13 protein-coding genes are annotated in these 16,862 nt (G+C 71.9%); 4 read left to right on the top strand and 9 right to left on the bottom strand.

Annotated features, from left to right (window positions below):
• Positions 1-15: 15 nt before the first annotated feature.
• The 6 genes from ALMP_RS43540 to ALMP_RS43515 form a co-directional block, all read right to left on the bottom strand.
• On the bottom strand, positions 16-2,694 hold the full coding sequence (locus ALMP_RS43540; protein WP_264937608.1) for a glycoside hydrolase family 78 protein: 2,679 nt from the start codon (positions 2,692-2,694) through the stop codon (positions 16-18).
• 62 nt (positions 2,695-2,756) lie between these two features.
• Positions 2,757-4,136, bottom strand: coding sequence for an MFS transporter (locus ALMP_RS43535; protein WP_264937607.1), 1,380 nt, complete (start codon positions 4,134-4,136; stop codon positions 2,757-2,759).
• A 328-nt stretch (positions 4,137-4,464) separates the two neighbouring features.
• Entirely contained in the window at positions 4,465-6,276 is a 1,812-nt protein-coding gene (gene uidA / locus ALMP_RS43530; protein ID WP_264937606.1) for a beta-glucuronidase, read from the bottom strand.
• A 52-nt stretch (positions 6,277-6,328) separates the two neighbouring features.
• Complete coding sequence (locus ALMP_RS43525) at positions 6,329-7,150, bottom strand: SDR family NAD(P)-dependent oxidoreductase (RefSeq protein ID WP_264937605.1); 822 nt, start codon at positions 7,148-7,150, stop codon at positions 6,329-6,331.
• Between the two features lie 26 nt (positions 7,151-7,176).
• On the bottom strand, positions 7,177-8,379 hold the full coding sequence (locus ALMP_RS43520; protein WP_264937603.1) for a family 1 glycosylhydrolase: 1,203 nt from the start codon (positions 8,377-8,379) through the stop codon (positions 7,177-7,179).
• Between the two features lie 477 nt (positions 8,380-8,856).
• A complete protein-coding gene (locus ALMP_RS43515) occupies positions 8,857-10,266 on the bottom strand; it encodes an NAD(P)-binding domain-containing protein (protein WP_264937602.1) in 1,410 nt (469 codons plus the stop codon).
• A gap of 110 nt (positions 10,267-10,376) precedes the next feature.
• Here ALMP_RS43515 and ALMP_RS43510 point away from each other — a divergent pair, with 110 nt between their 5' ends.
• From ALMP_RS43510 to ALMP_RS43495, 4 genes are read left to right on the top strand one after another with little or no spacing between them, the layout of a single operon-like run.
• Entirely contained in the window at positions 10,377-11,438 is a 1,062-nt protein-coding gene (locus ALMP_RS43510) for an NAD(P)/FAD-dependent oxidoreductase (protein ID WP_264937601.1), read from the top strand.
• 49 nt (positions 11,439-11,487) lie between these two features.
• Complete coding sequence (locus ALMP_RS43505; RefSeq protein WP_264937600.1) at positions 11,488-11,862, top strand: metalloregulator ArsR/SmtB family transcription factor; 375 nt, start codon at positions 11,488-11,490, stop codon at positions 11,860-11,862.
• Positions 11,863-11,891: 29 nt separating this feature from the next.
• Positions 11,892-12,395: a GNAT family N-acetyltransferase gene (locus tag ALMP_RS43500; RefSeq protein ID WP_264937599.1), complete on the top strand. Its 504-nt coding sequence runs from the start codon at positions 11,892-11,894 to the stop codon at positions 12,393-12,395.
• 3 nt (positions 12,396-12,398) lie between these two features.
• The gene (locus tag ALMP_RS43495; protein WP_309299628.1) at positions 12,399-12,644 is read left to right on the top strand and encodes a PadR family transcriptional regulator; all 246 of its coding nucleotides are present in this window, start codon (positions 12,399-12,401) and stop codon (positions 12,642-12,644) included.
• Here ALMP_RS43495 and ALMP_RS43490 read toward each other — a convergent pair whose 3' ends face one another.
• The 3 genes from ALMP_RS43490 to ALMP_RS43480 form a co-directional block, all read right to left on the bottom strand.
• Positions 12,645-13,142, bottom strand: a complete 498-nt coding sequence (locus tag ALMP_RS43490) for a DoxX family protein (protein WP_264937598.1) — start codon at positions 13,140-13,142, stop codon at positions 12,645-12,647.
• A gap of 491 nt (positions 13,143-13,633) precedes the next feature.
• Positions 13,634-15,328, bottom strand: coding sequence for a thiamine pyrophosphate-binding protein (locus tag ALMP_RS43485; protein ID WP_264937597.1), 1,695 nt, complete (start codon positions 15,326-15,328; stop codon positions 13,634-13,636).
• Positions 15,329-15,538: 210 nt separating this feature from the next.
• Entirely contained in the window at positions 15,539-16,759 is a 1,221-nt protein-coding gene (locus ALMP_RS43480; RefSeq protein ID WP_264937596.1) for an FAD-dependent monooxygenase, read from the bottom strand.
• Positions 16,760-16,862: the final 103 nt, after the last annotated feature.

The following is a 16,862-nucleotide window of genomic DNA, read 5'->3' as shown; positions in this document are numbered from 1 at the left end:
CTCCCTCTCCCGATGTCAGCTCGACGCATTCCCCTCCCCCATGCGGCGGGTGGCGCTGAACCTGCCGCAGGAGACGGGCTCCACGATCGTGCCGTCGGGAAAGACGACGCGTGCGGTGGTGGCCGGTGGGACGTCCACCGTGACGGTGAGCAGGTCGTCCGTGGTGCGCCACTCGACGGCGATCGTGCCCTGCGGGGACTCGTGGGTGCCCCGGGCCCACCGCACGGACGGGTGCGGGACGGGCGCGACCTCGAAGGACTCCCAGGCGATCGACCCCGGCCGCTGGCGCAGTCCCAGGGTGTGGGTGTGCAGGAAGCGGACCACCGCGCCCTTGCTGTAGTGGTTGAGGGAGTCGTGGGCGGTGCCGGCGTCGTCGACGCCCTCCCAGTCCTCCCAGATGGTGGTCGCGCCCCGGTCGAGCATGTACAGCCAGGACGGTGCGGTGCGCTGGAGAAGCAACTCGTAGGCGACGTCGGCGTGTCCGGTGTCGGCGAGGACCGCCAGCAGATCGCCGGTCGCGAGGAAGCCGGTGGTGAGATGGGTACCGGCCGCGCGGATCAGCTCGACCAGCCGCGTGGCGGCGGCCTCGCGCAGCTCGTCGGGGACGAGCCCGAGAGACAGCGCGCGCACATAACCGGCCTGGGTGTCACCGCTGGTACGTCCGTCGGGCGAGAGGAACTCGGTGCGCCAGGCGTCGCGGATCCGCTCGGCGGTCGCGGCGTAGCGGTCCGCTTCCTCGGCGCGGTCCAGCACCCGCGCGACCCGGGCCAGGGTCGCCGTCGAGCGGTACAGGAACGCCGTGCCGATCTCGCCCTTGTCGGCCATGAACCAGGCGACGGGGTCGCTCTGGACGGGGTCGATACGGGTGCCGTCGGCCGCCTTCGCCTTCGGTTCGGTCCATTCGCCCCAGTGGAAGGAGCCGTCCCATAGATACTGCTCGTGCGGCAGCGGCTCCGCCGAGCGTTCGACACGGGAGTGGTGGCGGGCCGTGCGGGCGGTGTTCAGGGCCCACTCCACCCAGCGGACCATCGCCTCCCGGTTCTCGGCCAGGACCTCCCGGTCGCCGTACGACTCGTACAGCTCCCACGGGACGGCGACAATGGCGTCTCCCCAGCCGGCCGAGCCGGTCATCATGGCGAACTGGTCGTCGAGGTGGTGTTTGATACGGCGTCCGTCGGGCGAGAAGTTGGCGATCCGGCCGTCGGGCAGCTGGTCGTCGCGGACGGAGCGCAGCCATTTGCGGCTGAAGCCCAGGACGTCGTACAGGCGCGTCGCGGTGGGGGCGAAGACCTGGTAGTCGCCGGTCCAGGCGAGGCGTTCACGGGTCGGGCAGTCGGTGGGCACGTCGACGGCGTTGCCGCGGAAGCTCCACTCGGCGATGTCGTGAAGGCGGTCGAGGTCTTCGTGACCGCACGCGAAGGTGCCGGTGCGGCGCAGGTCGGAGTGGACGACCCGCATGACGAGGCTCGCCGGGTCGAGCGGGGCGCCGTCGCGGCGGATACGGGCGTAGCGGAAGCCGTGCACGGTGTGGCGCGGCTCGAACGTCTCGCCACGGCCCGCGGACACGGCCTCGTCGCGCTGCACGAAGGGAATCGGCGCCTGTCCCGGCCGGGTCGCGTCCAGGTGAGTGGTCGACAGATCGCCGTCGACGCCGACGTGTTCGCCGTAGTCGATGACGGTACGGGTCCCGGCCGGGCCGAGGTCGCTCAGGGTGATCCAGCCGGAGGCGTTCTGGCCGAAGTCGGCGATCCAGAGCCCGTCCTCGATCCGCTGGACCGACTGTGCGGGACGCGACTCGACGACCCGCACCGGCGGTGCCGGCGACCAGGTGATCGCGGGCGCCTCGACCTGGTCCACGAGGACGGGCTGTTCGGTGCCCGGCCCGACGCGGAAGTCGGTGGTCTGCCCGTCCATGAGGTCGGCCCGGGTGATGGCCGACTCCGCGCTCGTCCATGTCCCGTCGGTACGGACGACCTGCCGTGTGCCGTCCTCGTGCACGAGGTGCAACTCGGCCCGCGCGCCGGTGACCGTGCCCCAGCCGGCCGGTTGGCGGAAGGCGCCCACCTGGCCCCGGTACCAGCCGTCGGACAGCAGGATCTCGATCCGGTTGTCGCCCGTGACGACGGCGGCCGTCACGTCGTAGGCCTGGGCGTGGAGCGTACGGTCGTAGGAGGTGGACCCGGGCGAGAGCTGGGCGGTGCCGGCCCGCTCGCCGTTGACGTACGCCTCGTACACCCCGAGCGCCGTCGCGTACAGCCGTGCCGAGCGCACCCCGGCCGGTACCCGGAACCGGGTCGACAGCGCGTACGCGGGCCGCCTGCCGTATCCGCCGGCGCCGGACTCGGCGGGGCTGATCCAGCGCGCCCGCCAGTCGGCGGCGAGCAGACCGCTCTCGAACACGTGCCACCGCGACCACGGTGAGTCGTCGTCGCCGTCGGTGCCGAGCGCCCTGACCCGCCAGGCCACCCGGCGACCGCTGTCCAGCGCCGCCCACGGCCAGGCGAGGAACCGGTGCCCGCCCACGGCGGTGGTCACGGTGGGCCGCTCCTCGCCGTCGACGGTGCACCGCACCTCGTACGCCACCGGCCGCGCCGCGTCCGACGGAGGCTTCCAGGACAGCCTGGGCGCGGACCCCGACACGGGGAAGTCGTCGCCGCCGCTGTCGATGCCCAGGTCGTACGGTGCGTTGCGCATGCTGTGCCTTCTCGGAACTCGGTGGAACGGGATGCTTCTCGGGGCGACGCCGGGAGGCGGCCCTACCGGACCGACTTGATCTTGAACTTGACGATGAGGCCACCGGCCAGGGCCAGGACCGCGCCGAGCAGATAGAGCTGTGTGTAGTTCTTCTCGCCGCCGGCGCCGACCCCGAGGGTGATGACGAGCGGGGCGATGAGCGGGGCGACGGCGCTGGGGATCTTCTGCGCGAAGCCGACGACGGCGAGATAGCGGCCGGCCTCGGCCCGGTTGGGCAGCACGGCGAACACGATCGCCTGGTCGACGGCGCTGAACACCGCGATGGCGAACTGCATCAGCACCGCGCCGACGACCAGCTGGGGCAGCGAGTGGGCGAACGCCTCGGTGACGGCCCCGGCGACGAACACCGCCGAGCCGATCAGGGTGAACAGCTTGCGCCGGCCGAGTTTGTCGGAGAGGAAGCCGCCGCCGATGGCGCCGCCCGCCGCGGCCACCACGCCGATGGTCCCGATGACCGCCACGATCCCGGCGACCTCCTTGACCGGCAGATCGAGCCGCTGCGCGTAGAAGAAGGTGCCGAAGGTGGTGTTGAAGTACAGACCCATGAAGAAGACGAAGCGGCCGAGCCAGTTCCAGCCGAAGTCCGGGTACTTGCGCGGGTTGAAGCCATAGCTGGCGAGCATGCCCTTCAGCGTCACACCGCTGGTGCGCACCAGCGCGCGGGAGTCGCCCTCGGGCTTGAGCACGGGGAAGAGCAGCACCAGGGCGGCACCGATGACGCCCGGGACCAGGAACACCAGGAGGGTGCTGGAGGCCACCGCGTACGCGAGGCCGATGCCGATCACCGGGGCGATCTGGGTCATGACGCTGGTCAGGGCGGAGACCCGGCCGCGCTGCTCCTCGGGCACCCGGTCCGCCTGGACGTTCTGGATCGCCTGCCCGGCCGTCGACCAGCCGACCATGCCGACCACCCAGGCGAGGCCCAGCAGGAGGGCCGACGGCGCGAGAGCGACCCCGACGAGCGCGGCGGTGCCGAGGAGGGCACCGCCGATCATGAAGGGGGTGCGGCGGCCGAGCCGGGACCGCGTGCGGTCGCTCCAGAGGCCGATCAGGGGGCTGAGGACCAGGTAGACGGCCTGGGCGGATCCGGTGACGTACCCGAGCCGCTCCTCGTGCCCGGGGGCGAGGTCGTCGATCCGCACCGCGAGGGAGTAGGAGAGCGGGACCATCAGGGCCAGGGAGCCGCCGAAGCTGGCGATCATCAGCCACAGGAGGTAGCCCCTGCCGACCGTCTGGAGCGGCGGTGCCTCGATCTCGGGCGGGGCGGCCGTCTCGGCGGGCCCCTCGACGGGACCCTGGGCGGTCTCCCACGGTGCGGCCGTCTGCGGGGAGGCCGTAGATGAGGGAACCACCACGCTGACGTCCCGGTCGTCGTGAGGCATGAGGACTCCTTGTCACATGGTTGCTGAGCGCGGCGGCAACCGCCGGGTGGCCGGGACGGCTGTGGGCGGGAGACGACGGTCGCGGCGGTTCCGCACGATCGGAACGATCGGCGTCCGGCGCGGAGAGAGAGGGAGGGGCTGGGCGGGCCCTCGGAACGGGCTCGCCCGCGAGGACCGGTGGTACGAGCGGTCCTGGCTGCCGGGATGCCGGACGTACGGCCGGGGCGGCACCTCCGGCATGTCCCGCGGTGGCGTGGCGGTGGGCCGCTCCCCTCACGGTGAGGGCCGATGGTGCCCGTCCTCACGGTCCTTCGGACCGGCGGGTGCGTCAGTCGGCCGCGGCCTCGCCGGGCTTGCGGCCGTCCAGGCCGTGCCAGCGCCGGCGCAGGGCGAACGCGGCGGACTTGGGCTTCCGGTCGCGGGTGAACACGCCCTTCTTGTTGCCGTCGACGCGGTGGATGCCGTTCGAGGTCTGGAAGTCGGCGAAGTTCCACACGTGTTCGCCGACGAACTCGGGGATGCGGTCGAAGACGCGGTGGTACATGGCGAGGAAGTCGCTCTGGTACTCCTCGCTCCACGGGGCGTCCCAGACGGAGTGCAGACCGGGCTGCGTGTCGGCGCCGTACTCGGACATCATGACGGGCTTGCCGAAGCGCTGGACCCACCCGCGCAGATCCTGCTCCAGATACCCTTCGGCGGTCGCGAGGTCGCCCGTGAAGAGGTACCAGCCGTAGTAGCGGTTGATGCTGAGTACGTCGAACAGGTCGCCGATCCGGTCGTTCTGCGGCGTCGCGAACATGACGGCGGAGTAGGTGAGGGGCCGGGTCGGGTCGAGCTTGCGGGCCAGTTCGACCAGCGGCTCGAAGTACTCGCGGGCACCGTCCTCGTTGGAGGCCGGCTCGTTGGCGAGGGACCACATCACCACGCTCGGATGGTTCTTGTCCCGTTCGATCAGCTCCCGCAGGTGCTGGGCGTGGACGTCGCGGGTGGTCCCGCCGAAGTTCTCCGGCGCGAAGGTCGGGGTCGGCGGCACACCGGTCAGCCCGCCCTGGACGCCGAGGTTGAGACCGACGGCGGCGGTCTCGTCGATGACGACGATGCCGTGCCGGTCGGCGAAGTCCAGGACCTCCTCGGCGTAGGGGTAGTGGGAGGTGCGGAAGGAGTTGGCGCCGGTCCACCGCATGAGCTGGAAGTCGTGGACGAGGTAGGCGTCGTCATGGCCCTTTCCGCGCACCGGGGTGTCCTCGTGCTTGCCGAAACCGGTGAAGTAGAACGGCTCCCCGTTGATCAGGAACTCGGTGCCGCGCACCTCGACGGTCCGGACACCGAAGGGCTGGGTGTAGCTGTCGACGGTCTCCCCGTCCAGGGCCAGTTCCACGACGAGGTCGTAGAGGTAGGCCGCGCCCGGCTGCCAGAGCGTGACGTCCTCGATGCGCAGCACGCCTTCCGGGCCCCCTCCCTCCGCGACGGTCCGGCCGGCCTCGTCCACCGCGCGCACCCGCACGGCGACCGACTCGGCGTGCGTGCCGGCGGTCTGAACGAGGTAGCCGACGGTGCCGGCCGCGCCGTCCCGTCCGGTGACGACGGTGACGTCCTCGACGTAGGTCGTCGGCGTGCTGTACAGGCGGACCGGGCGGGCGATGCCCGCGTAGTTGTAGAAGTCGTGCAGGTACGACTGCCGTTCGCGGCCGTCGGGGCCGGTCGTGACGGTGCCGGGCGGGATCGTCGTGTTCGTCAGCCGGTTGTCGACGCCGACCGTCAGCCGGAACGCGGCACCGGGCTCGACGACGCCGGTCAGGTCCGCCTCGAACGGTGTGTAGCCGCCGGTGTGTTCGGCCACGAGCCGTTCGTCCACGTAGACCTGCGCGGCATGGGTGACGGAGCCGAAGCGCAGGACCACGCGCTCGCCGGTCCAGCCGCGCGGGACGCGCACGTCGCGCTGGTACCAGACGACGCCGACGTGGTCACGGATCTCCGGGTCCACGAACAGGTCGTTGTAGCTGGCGGGCACGGGGACTTCGAGCGGCGGGGCGAGCCGTGCCGCCCACGGGGTGGCGCCGGTGCGGGTACCGAGGGCGAACCGCCACAGGCCGTCGAGGCCGACGGCGTCGCGGGTGGGGGTGGTGCGGGGCGAGAGCATGGAGTTCCTACCGGGTGCTCGGTGCGGTCGGGTTGGTCGGGGCGGGGCGCGGTTACGCCGTCTCACCGGCGTCGGCGAGGAGCGTGCTGCCCGTCATGAAGGCCGAGAGGTCGCTGGCGCAGAACAGCACCACGCGGGCGATGTCGTCAGGCACGCCGAGCCGGCCGAGGGGGCCCGGCCGCATCACGGAGAGGATCGCCTCGGAGTCCAGGGGCACCCCGGCGGCGGCCGCCGCCGCCATGTTCCCCTCGGTCGGTACGAACGTCGGCGCGACACCCAGCACACGGATGCCGAACGGGGCGAACTCCAGGGCGAGTTGCCGGGTGAGGCCGCGCGCCGCGTGCTTGGAGCCGACGTAGGCGGCGAGGCCGGGAGCCGTCCCGCGGAACCCGGCCGTGGAGACGACGTTGACGATGACGCCCCCGTGTCCGGCCTCGCTCATCCGGCGCGCGGCCTCCCGGGCGCCGAGGAAGACCCCGCGGGTGTTCACGGCGAACACCTCGTCGAAGGCCTTGTCGGACATCTCCAGGGCGGGCACGCTGGGGAAGATCCCGGCGTTGTTCACCCAGATGTCGATCCCGCCGAGCTCCCGGACCGCGAGGTCGGCGGCGGCCACGACGCTGTCGGGGTCGGTGACGTCCAGGTGGGCGGCCAGGGCGCGGCCCTGCCCCCGGCAGTCGAGATCCTCGGCGACGGCGGTGGCGAGCTCGTCCTCGATGTCCGCGACGAGCACGTCCGCTCCCGCTTCGGCCAGCCGCTCGGCGACGGCCCGGCCCAGCCCCCGGCCCGCGCCGGTCACGACGGCGCGGCGCCCGGACAGCGAGACGAGTTCGGCCAGGGACTTCGACGAGACGTCGGGTACGGAAACCTGCACGGTGAGTCCTTCGTGTGACGGGGCGGTCAGATCCGGCCGCGACGGGCGGTCTCGCCCAGCCACGCCAGAGAGGGCTTGGGGCGACGCTCGAACGTCTCGCGGTCGACCTCGACCAGGCCGAACGTCGGTGCCCAGTGGCCCCACTCGTAGTTGTCGAGCAGGCTCCAGTGCAGATAGCCGCGCACGTCCACCCCGTCGGCGATCGCCTTGCCCAGGTGCTCCAAGGCCTCGCCGGTGTAGGCGATACGGCGGGTGTCGTCGCCGGTGGCGATGCCGTTCTCGGTGACCAGGATCGGCAGGCCGCCGGTGACCTCGGCGGTGTGGCGCACCGCGATGCCCAGGGCGTCGGGCCGGTAGGCGGTCCCCACGAGCGTGTTGTCCGGGTGCGGCGGATAGGGCTCGATGCCGTCCTGGCCGACCCACTGGCTGGAGTACGACTGCACGCCCACGAAGTCGTCGCCGCGCGCTCCGTCCAGGTAGAGGTCCTCCCAGGTGCGCTCCAGTTCCCGCTTCTTCTCCTCCGCGTCGGGACGGGCCACGAAGGCGCGGTTGGCGACCGTCCAGCCGACCTTGGCGCCGGTGCGCTCGCGCAACGCCGCCCGCGCGGCGTGGTGCGCCTCGACGAGCCGGGCGCCGATGGCCGGGTCGGGGGCCGGCAGCGGCGGACGCGGGCCCTCGTGGTCGAGGGTGGGGCTCTGCCACTCCCCGTCGGCCTGCGGGTTCTGGAAGGCCCGCGCCATGCCGACCATGATGGCCAGCATGTTCGGCTCGTTCATGGTGACGACCCACTCGACGCCGTCGAGGATCGGCGCGACCGTCTCCACGTAGGTCCGGAACCGGTCGATGGCGCGTTCGCCCAGCCAGCCGCCCTCCTGGGCGAACCACAGGGGGCTGGTGAAGTGGTGCAGGGTCACAACCGGGGTCAGACCGAGCTCGAAGGCCGTTTCGATCATGCGTCGGTAGTGGGCGAGTTCGGCGCGCGAGACCATGCCGGGCACGGGCTCGACGCGGGCCCATTCGATGCCGAAGCGGTAGGCGTTGAGTCCGGCGTCCGCGAGCAGCCGCATGTCCTCGCGGTAGCGGTGGTAGCTGTCGCAGGCGTCGCCGCTGCGCTCCATGCCGGGGATGCGTCCCTCGTTCGCCCAGAAGTCGCTGTTGAGGTTGTTGCCCTCGATCTGGTGCGGGGCCGTGGAGGCGCCCCAGAGAAATCCGGGAGCGAGTTCGGTCATCGTCGACTGCCTTCCTGAGTGCCGAGGGTGACGGTCCCGGCAGCGCTCGGGCGCCGGGGCGTGTCTGCGGGCCCGGGCAGTGACTGCGACCGAGCATCAACACTTACCAAGTGGTTGGTTTTCGCTGGAACGTAAACCGGGATCACGAGGGAAGGAAGACCGTGAGGAGGTTTCGTAACCTGAGCGTTACATTTGTGGGCAGGCGCGGTACGACGCCGACGGCACCCCCGCCGGGGTCGCGGACCGCCGGGTGGCCGACGGCCGGGCGCCACCGCGCCGACGTCCGCGCGGGAGATGCTCACCGCGCTCGAGTACGGATGTCGCAGGACATCCCAGGGCGGCTCGGCGCCGCTGGGCCGCCCCTTCAGTGGGCCGCGGTGCCCGGCGGCACCGCAGACGAGAGGGCGGGCAGGACGGCGCGGGGCCGCGACCGGTCGCTTCCAGTCGCGGCCCCGCTGCCTCGGGTACTGAGGTCGGTCACGAGCCGCAGCAGCCGCCCGCCGGAGCCTCCCCCGCCGCCCCCGCCGCCGCGACCGCGGCGGGGGCGGCGAGCTGAACGAGTTGCGGCGCGGGCGCGCAGCAACCGCCGCCGCCGGCCTCCTGGGTGTCGGGGGCGTCGAAGAGGCCGGCGCCGCCGCAGACTCCGGTCTCGGGGAGAGTGAGTTCCACACGGTCGGCGGACTCGAGGTCGCCGGCGATGGCGGCGGCGACGGAGCGGACCTGCTCGTAGCCGGTCATCGCGAGGAAGGTCGGGGCGCGGCCGTAGGACTTCATCCCGACCAGGTAGACGCCGGGTTCGGGGTGGGAGAGCTCGCGGTGGCCGTGCGGGTAGACGGTGCCGCAGGAGTGCTGGTTGGGGTCGATCAGCGGGGCCAGCTCGACGGGCGCCTGGAGGCGCCCGTCGAGGCCGAGACGGAGTTCGTCGAGGAAGGACAGGTCGGGGCGGAAGCCGGTGAGGACGACCACCTCGTCGACCGGGTCCAGGCGGCGGCCGTCCTCGCCGACCAGGACCAGGCGGCCGTCGGTGTCGCGCTCGATCGCCTCGGTGCGGAAGCCGGTGACGGCGTCCGCGTGGCCTTCGTCGACGGCGGCCTTCGCCGCCAGGCCCAGGGCGCCGCGCGCCGGGAGCTGGTCGGCCTCGCCGCCGCCGAAGGTGGAGCCCGAGATGCCCCGCCGCAGGATCCACACGCCCTTGGTTCCCGCGCCGTCGTCGGACTTGGCGAGGTCGGCCAGGTAGGCGAGGGCGGTGAAGGCGGAGGCACCGGAGCCGATCACGGCGGTGCGCTTGCCCGTGTACCGGGCGCGGACGGCGGGGTCCTTCAGGTCCGGGACGCGGTAGGTGATCCGGTCTGCGGCGGCCTTCTCGCCGAGGGCCGGGAGGCCGCTGCCGCCGGCCGGGCCGGGCGTGGCCCAGGTTCCGGAGGCGTCGATGACGGCGCGGGCGAAGACGCGCTCCTCACGGCCGTCGGCGTAGGCGACGTGGGCAACGAAGGGCTGCCGCTCGCGGTCGGCGTCGACGATGCGGTCCCGGCCGGCGCGGGAGACGCCGGTGACGCGGGCCCCGGTGCGGACGCGGTCACCGAGGACGTCGGCGAGCGGCTGCAGATAGCGCTCGGCCCAGTCGCCGCCGGACGGGTAGGTGGCCGGGTCGGGGCGGGTCCAGCCGGTAGGGGCCAGCAGCTTCTCGGCGGCCGGGTCGACGACCTCGCCCCAGGTGGAGAACAGACGTACGTGCGACCACTCGCGCACCGCGGCGCCGGCGGTGGGCCCGGCCTCCAGGACCAGGGGCTCGATGCCCTGGTCGAGCAGGTGAGTGGCGGCGGCCAGGCCGACGGGTCCGGCCCCGATCACGACGACGGGCAGCTCGGTGGTGGCGGGCGCGTTCACGGCGACTCCTTGCGTGTTTCGACATCTGTCGATGGCTTGCGGGGCCCAGCGTGGCACCTGTATCGATGAGCGTCAACATAGACATTCATCGAAACCATGGGGATTGCCTGATGGAGCACATCGATGTCGCCGTCATCGGCGGCGGCCAGGCCGGACTCGCCACCGCCCACGCACTGCTGCGCTGCGGGCTGCGGCCGGTGGTGCTGGAGGCGTCCGACCGCGCGGCCGGGTCGTGGCCGCGCTACTACGACAGCCTCACGCTCTTCTCACCCGCCCGGTACAGCTCCCTGCCCGGGATGCCGTTCCCCGGCGCCGACCGCGACCGCCACCCGCACCGCGACGAGGTCGTCGCCTACCTCACCGCCTACGCCGGCCGCCTGGACGCCGACATCCGCACCCGCCGGCGTGTCACCTCCGTACGCCGGGCCGGATCCGCATTCGAGGTGGCCCTCGACGGTGGCGGCCGCCTTGCGGCACGCGCCGTCGTGGCGGCCTCGGGGACGTTCGGGCGCCCGTACCGGCCGGCGCTGCCGGGCCTGGAGGAGTTCACCGGTCAGGTGCTGCACGCCGCCGGCTACCGCAGCCCGGCCCCCTTCACCGGCAGTCGAGTGGTCGTGGTCGGGGCCGGCAACTCCGCGGTGCAGATCGCCGCCGAGCTCGCCACCACCGCCCACGTCACGCTCGCCACCCGCGCACCGGTGAGGTTCGCAGCACAGCGCGTCCTCGGCCGCGACCTGCACTTCTGGACAGCCCGCACCGGCCTGGACGTCGCACCCCTCGGCCGGCTCCTGCCGCGCCCGCCGGCGCAGCCGGTCCTCGACGACGGCCGCTACCGCGCGGCCCTGGCCGCCGGACGGCCCGACCGGCGGCCTCTGTTCACCGGCACGGACGGAGCCGAGCTCATCTGGGCGGACGGGGAGCGGGAGGAGGTCGACGCGATCGTGCTCGCCACCGGCTATCGCCCCGACCTGCCCTACCTCGGTCCCCTGGACGGTGCTCTCGACGCGGAGGGGAAGCCCCGGCACCGCGAGGGCCTCGCCACCGGTGTGCCGGGGCTGGCGTTCGTCGGGCTGGAATGGCAGCGGAGTCTGTCGTCGAACTCGCTGCGCGGGGTGGGCCGGGACGCGGACTGGATCGCCTGGCGCATGGCCGCCCACCTCGCGCGCCGGTGACGAGTGACGGGCCTCGCCGCACTGGTTCGACGTGTGTCAACATAGACGTATGTCGAATGCGAAAGCGCTGCCGCTGCTCGAGCCCGCCGACGGTCAGGGTGTGGCGCCGTGCTGTCCGCCGCTGACCGAGCGCCCGATGACGGCCGCGGAGGCAGAGACGGCCGCGCGGATGTTCAAGGCCCTCGGTGACCCGGTCCGCCTGCGGCTGTTCTCCGCCGTGGCCTCGCACGAGGGCGGCGAAGCGTGCGTGTGCGACATCTCCGACGTCGGCGTCTCCCAGCCCACCGTCTCCCACCACCTGAAGAAGCTGAAGGAGGCCGGGCTGCTCACCTCCGAGCGGCGCGGCACCTGGGTGTACTACCGGGTCGAGCCGTCCGTGCTCGCCGCGATGGGCAAGCTGCTGACGCTGCCGGCCGCGGCCTGAACGAGGGAACGGACAGAGGAGGGGAAACGGTGAGCGGGGCGAGTGCGGTGGTGGTGCCGCTGGCGGCTGAGCACGCCAGTCAGGTGCTGGCGATCTACCAGGCGGGCATCGACGAGGGCAACGCCACCTTCGAGACCAGCCCGCCTTCGTGGGAGGCGTTCGAGGCCACGAAGATGCCCGGGCACCGCTTCGCCGCCCTCGACGAGAGCGGGACGGTGCTCGGCTGGGTGGCGGCGAGCAGAGTCTCGGACCGGTGCGCTTACGCGGGCGTGGTCGAACACTCCGTCTATGTCCACCCCGACGCCCGAGGCCGCGGCGTCGCCTCAGCCCTGCTCAAGGCGCTGATCGACTCCACCGAGGCGGCCGGGATCTGGACCATCCAGTCCGGAATCTTCCCCGAGAACACCGCGAGCCTCGCCGTGCATGCGCGCGCCGGCTTCCGTGTGATCGGTACCCGGGAGCGGATCGGGCGTCTTCACGGCGTCTGGCGCGACGTCATCCTGGTCGAGCGCCGTAGTCCCGCTGTCATCTGAGAGCTGTCAGCGCTCCTCGATCACCACGACCGTGTCGAGCCCCACGTACGGCCAGGATCGGGAGCCGATAACCGGATCAACCCCGGCACGTTGTATCCGACGCTGCACCGGTTGGAGGCCGACGGCCTGCTGATCTCGGAGCAGCGAGTGGTCGACGGCCGCACGCGGCGCGTCTACAAGGCGACCGAGGCCGGGAAGCAGGCCCTGGCGGAGCCGGCCCGCGAGGTCCTGGGCGACGACGCGCCCTGATCAGTCCTGTGGCACCGCCGCCTTGGCAAGGGCGGCGGAGCTGGCGTGGGTGAGGCGGGCATCGAGGGAGTAGGCACCGGCGCCGACGAGGAGCAGGAACAGGCTGCCGCACAGCTGCGCGAGGTCGGTGCGCGATTCGTGGGCGAGATCCCACCAGCCGGATGAGCCGGTGAACAGCGGGGCGTCGCCCCACAGGATCGGCAGCTTCGTGATCAGCAGAGCGCCGAGCATGTTCACGGTCATCGGCACGACGGCGAGCCGGGTGAGGAGACCGGCGAGGATCAGCAGGCCGCACACGATCTCGAAGAGGCCGTCCAGGGGTGCGAGGAAGCCGGGGGCGGGGATGCCGGCCTTGTCGAAGCGGCCGGTGCCGAGCTGGTCGGGGCGCAGGAACTTCAAGACGCCCTCGGACAGGAAGACGGCGCCGACGTAGAGGCGGACGAGGACGACGGCGCCCGGCGCGCTCGTGCCCATCAGACGCTGCTGGAACTGGGTCACGGCACTCGCACCTCGTCTCGGTCGGATGCGGATATCGTCCGGCGGTTCCGGGAGCGGGGACAACAGGCAGCCCGGCCGTTCCCCCGGGTGGGGGAACGGCCGGGGCGGCAGGTCGACATCGATCGCGCTCTGTGCGTTCCGTGTTCGCCCTCAGGAGGATCTGCCTGCCTTCGGCTCGGGCCGGGTGACCGGAGCGATGGGGGTGCGATCGCACTACTGCGCACCCGGCACAAGTCGGGCGCAAGGGTCTGCCGTTGCAGGACTACTTCCTGGTGACGCAGATGTCGAAGGCGCAGATCGCGGAGCACGTGCCCGTCATCACGGTGACGACGGCGAGGGCCCACTTCGGGCTGGACCTGCACTCCGCTTAGGGCGCGCTCAGGGCCGATGCCGGTGAGCCCTGTCCCGCAGGTGGGACAGGGCTCGTCAGCTGGGGACACCTGCGGCGCGACGGTCCAGCCAGGCGCGGCCCCGGTGCTACTGGAAGCGGTTCATGCGTCGATCTCGATGCCGCCGAACGGAGCCCCGCCGTTCAGGACCCGCTCCTCCGGAGGAATCGGCGCGAGGCTCACACGCACGTCGATGCACGTCGGCCGGCCGGCCGCGAGGGCCGCCTCGATCGCCGGGGCGAGCTGGTCCAGTTCCGTGACGTCGACGCCGTCGGCGCCGAGGGCTCGTGCCACGCCGCTGTAGGAGCCGTTCTCCAGGCGGTTGTTGGTGACGCGGTCCTGTCCGAAGAAGAACTGCTGGGTGTGCAGGGTGGCGCCCCAGGCCTGGTTGTTGAGGACGATCACGACGACCGGGAGTCCCGCCCGGACGAGGGAGTCGAACTCGGCGAGGCTGTAGCCGACGGCTCCATCGCCGGTGACGAGGATCGTCGCCTTGTCGGGGGTCGCGTACTGCGCTCCCAGCGCCACGCCGAAGTTGCTCCCCATCGAGCTGAGGTAGCCGTGGCCGAGGTAGTGGGCCAGGGGCGCGAGCGCGATCGTCTCGGAGAGCCACAGCTCGGTCAGAGCGCCGTCGACGACCACGGTGGCCTGGTCGGGGACGCTCTCGGCGATCGTGCGGACCGCGAGGTACGGGTGGATCGCGCCGTCGTGCTCCTCGGTCTCGGCGGCGAGGGCGGACCGCCGGGTGGCCGAGACGTCCCGCAGGGTCGCCAGCCAGTCGTCGCGCCCCGCCGGGACGGGGCCGTCGCCCAGACGCTCGTTCAGCAGGCCGATCGTGGCGATCGGGTCTGCCTGGACACCGAGTTCGACATCCTGCAGACGGCCGAGTTCACGGCCGTCGGGGTCGATCTGGAAGATCCGCGCGCTCTTCGGGAGCAGTCGGCCCGTGCCGAACTGGGTGGCCATTCCGAAGCGCAGCCCCAGCATCAGGACCAGGTCGGGCCGCTCGTCCTCGGGGACGGTGGCCAGGGTCTGGAGGAGACCGACGTGCTGCTCGGACCCGACGATCGCACCGAGTCCCTCCCAGTCGGAGAAGAGGGGCACTCCGGTACGGGCGGCGAACTCGTGCAACCGGGCGCGCGCTTCGGCGGTGACGAAGGACTTGCCGACCAGCGCGATCGGCCGACGGGCGGCGCCGAGTGCCTCGATGATCCGGTCGACGCCGCCGGCCGGGGCGATGCCGGTGCCGTCGATCTCGACGCGGTAGTCCTCGACCTCGTCGGCATCGATCTGCTGACGCAGGACGTCCCAGGGGATGTCGAGAAGGACCGGGCCCTTGGGCTCCGACTGGGCGATGCGGACGGCCTGGGCGACCAGACGGGGAATCAGCTCGGTACGGGTCACGCGGTGCGCGAACTTGGTCACCGGTGTGGCCATGGCCACCTGGTCGAACCCGGCCTGCTGGTCGTTGACCTGGTCCGTTTCCAGAGGTCCTGAGCCCGCGATGTAGAGGACGGGGGTCCGGTCCAGATGGGCGTTGGCGATCGAGGTCAGGACGTTGGTGAAGCCGCCACCCGCTGTCACGACGGCGACACCCAGGTCCCCGGTGACCCGTGCGTAGCCCTCGGCGGCGTGGCCGGCGTTCACCTCGTGGCGCACGTCGACGATCCGCAGCTTGGCGTCCAGGGCCTCCTGGAGGATGCCGTCGATGTGTGCTCCGGGCAGGCCGAAGGCCACGTTGACGCCGGCTCGCTGCAGGGTTCGCACGACGAGCCCACTACCGGTTGTGGTTGCCATTCGATGATCCGCTCTTCTGGTGGTACTCAGGGGTTGCGACAAGATGCGCTGGGGACCGGGCCGCGTCTCGGGCCGCCCGTTCCGCAGTCTCGGGTGAGGTCTGCGGAGCGACAATGACTGTGTTCGTTGGACGGTCAACGCCTTGTCCGACCTGCGAGGTCAAGACCGCGTCGACCGGACCGGCCGCGGATGGCGGACCGCATGTCAGGCCTACGGCGTCCTCGGCACGGCCTTGACCACACGCCCGGCGGCGACCTCGGGGTCGTACGCGTAGATCCAGCCGTTCGCCCTGAGGGGGTCGGCCTGCGAGTACGCCAGGTCGCGCGCCTGCTGCTCGGGGCCGTCCGGAAGGTGGTTGATGTGAGACCTTCCGTGCGACACCTCCTGGAGGCGTGTCGTGCGGGGGCGACGAAGCCCTTCGTAGCGTCCCAGCGCCGCGACCGGGTTCTCCGGGTCCTCCGCGAGACACAGGGCGAGGACGGCGCCGTCCTCGATCGCCTGGGCGGCGCCCTGGGCGAAGAACGGGAACATCGGGTGGGCCGCGTCACCCAGCAGGGTCGCGTTTGCGCGGTTCCAGTTGTCGAGGGGCTCGCGGTCGAGCAACGCCCAACGTCCCGGCGTGTCGGCCGCGGTGATCAGCTCCACCAGACGCGGATCCCAGCCGTCGAACTCGTCGAGCAGTTCCCCGAGCGTCGCGGTGGCCGTCCATGACTCGACGCTGCTCGCCCCGGCGGGCGCGAAGGCGACGAGGTTGACGTACTCCTCTCCGGAGACCGGGTAGTGCACGAGGTGGTGGTCGGGGCCGATCCAGAGGGTCTGGGCGCGCCGCCTGGCGAAGTCGGGTGCCTTCTCGGCGGGTACGAGGGCCCGGAAGGCGCAGATGCCCGACTCCCTGGCCTCGGTCGGTCCGACGATGGCGCCGCGCACGCGTGAGTGGACTCCGTCGGCGCCGATGAGGATGTCCGGGCGAACGGTCTCACCGTCCTCGAACCGCAGAACCGCCTGGTCGCCTTCGAACTCGACCGAGACGCAGCGCTTGCCGAGGTGGATCGAGTGCTCAGGGACAGCCGACCTCAAGGCGTCCAGCAGGTCGGCGCGGTGGGCGGCATAGGTGTGCTCGCCGTACAGGCGTACGCACCCCTCCTGAAGGTTCTCCGCGGAGAGGACGGCGCCGTTCTCCCAGCGCCGGAACTCCCAGCCGATCTCCATCCGGACCGCGCGCTCGATGAACCGGTCCAGCACGCCGAGCCGTCGGAGCAGGCGGGCGGCGTTGGGCGCGATCACCAGGCCGGCACCGACTTCGGTCAGGGCGGCCGCCTGCTCGTAGACGTCACTGTCGAAGCCCTTCTCGCGAAGGAAGGCCGCGGCGGCGAGGCCCCCGATGCCGCCGCCCAGGATCGCGATCTTCGGGCCGGCTTGCGTACTCTTCATCGTCTTTCACTCCCCATGGACCGTGAGCCGAGGTAGGTGACCGGCTCTGTGCAAGACTTCGGCACATCGCGCGTTGTTAGAACAGCGTGGTTCATCCAACGAA

Source organism: Streptomyces sp. A012304, from assembly GCF_026008495.1.
Taxonomy (GTDB): Bacteria; Actinomycetota; Actinomycetes; order Streptomycetales; family Streptomycetaceae; genus Streptomyces.
The sequence above is the reverse complement of the archived record's forward strand: the minus strand, read 5'-3'. Positions and strand labels throughout refer to the sequence as shown.

Excerpts from the sequence above, each read along its gene's own strand:
- ALMP_RS43540 (WP_264937608.1), bottom strand. The coding sequence starts at position 2,694 with ATGCGCAACGCACCGTACGACCTGGGCATCGACAGCGGCGGCGACGAC.
- ALMP_RS43535 (WP_264937607.1), bottom strand. The coding sequence starts at position 4,136 with ATGCCTCACGACGACCGGGACGTCAGCGTGGTGGTTCCCTCATCTACG.
- uidA (WP_264937606.1), bottom strand. The coding sequence starts at position 6,276 with ATGCTCTCGCCCCGCACCACCCCCACCCGCGACGCCGTCGGCCTCGAC.
- ALMP_RS43520 (WP_264937603.1), bottom strand. The coding sequence starts at position 8,379 with ATGACCGAACTCGCTCCCGGATTTCTCTGGGGCGCCTCCACGGCCCCG.
- ALMP_RS43510 (WP_264937601.1), top strand. The coding sequence starts at position 10,377 with ATGGAGCACATCGATGTCGCCGTCATCGGCGGCGGCCAGGCCGGACTC.
- ALMP_RS43505 (WP_264937600.1), top strand. The coding sequence starts at position 11,488 with ATGTCGAATGCGAAAGCGCTGCCGCTGCTCGAGCCCGCCGACGGTCAG.
- ALMP_RS43485 (WP_264937597.1), bottom strand. The coding sequence starts at position 15,328 with ATGGCAACCACAACCGGTAGTGGGCTCGTCGTGCGAACCCTGCAGCGA.
- ALMP_RS43480 (WP_264937596.1), bottom strand. The coding sequence starts at position 16,759 with ATGAAGAGTACGCAAGCCGGCCCGAAGATCGCGATCCTGGGCGGCGGC.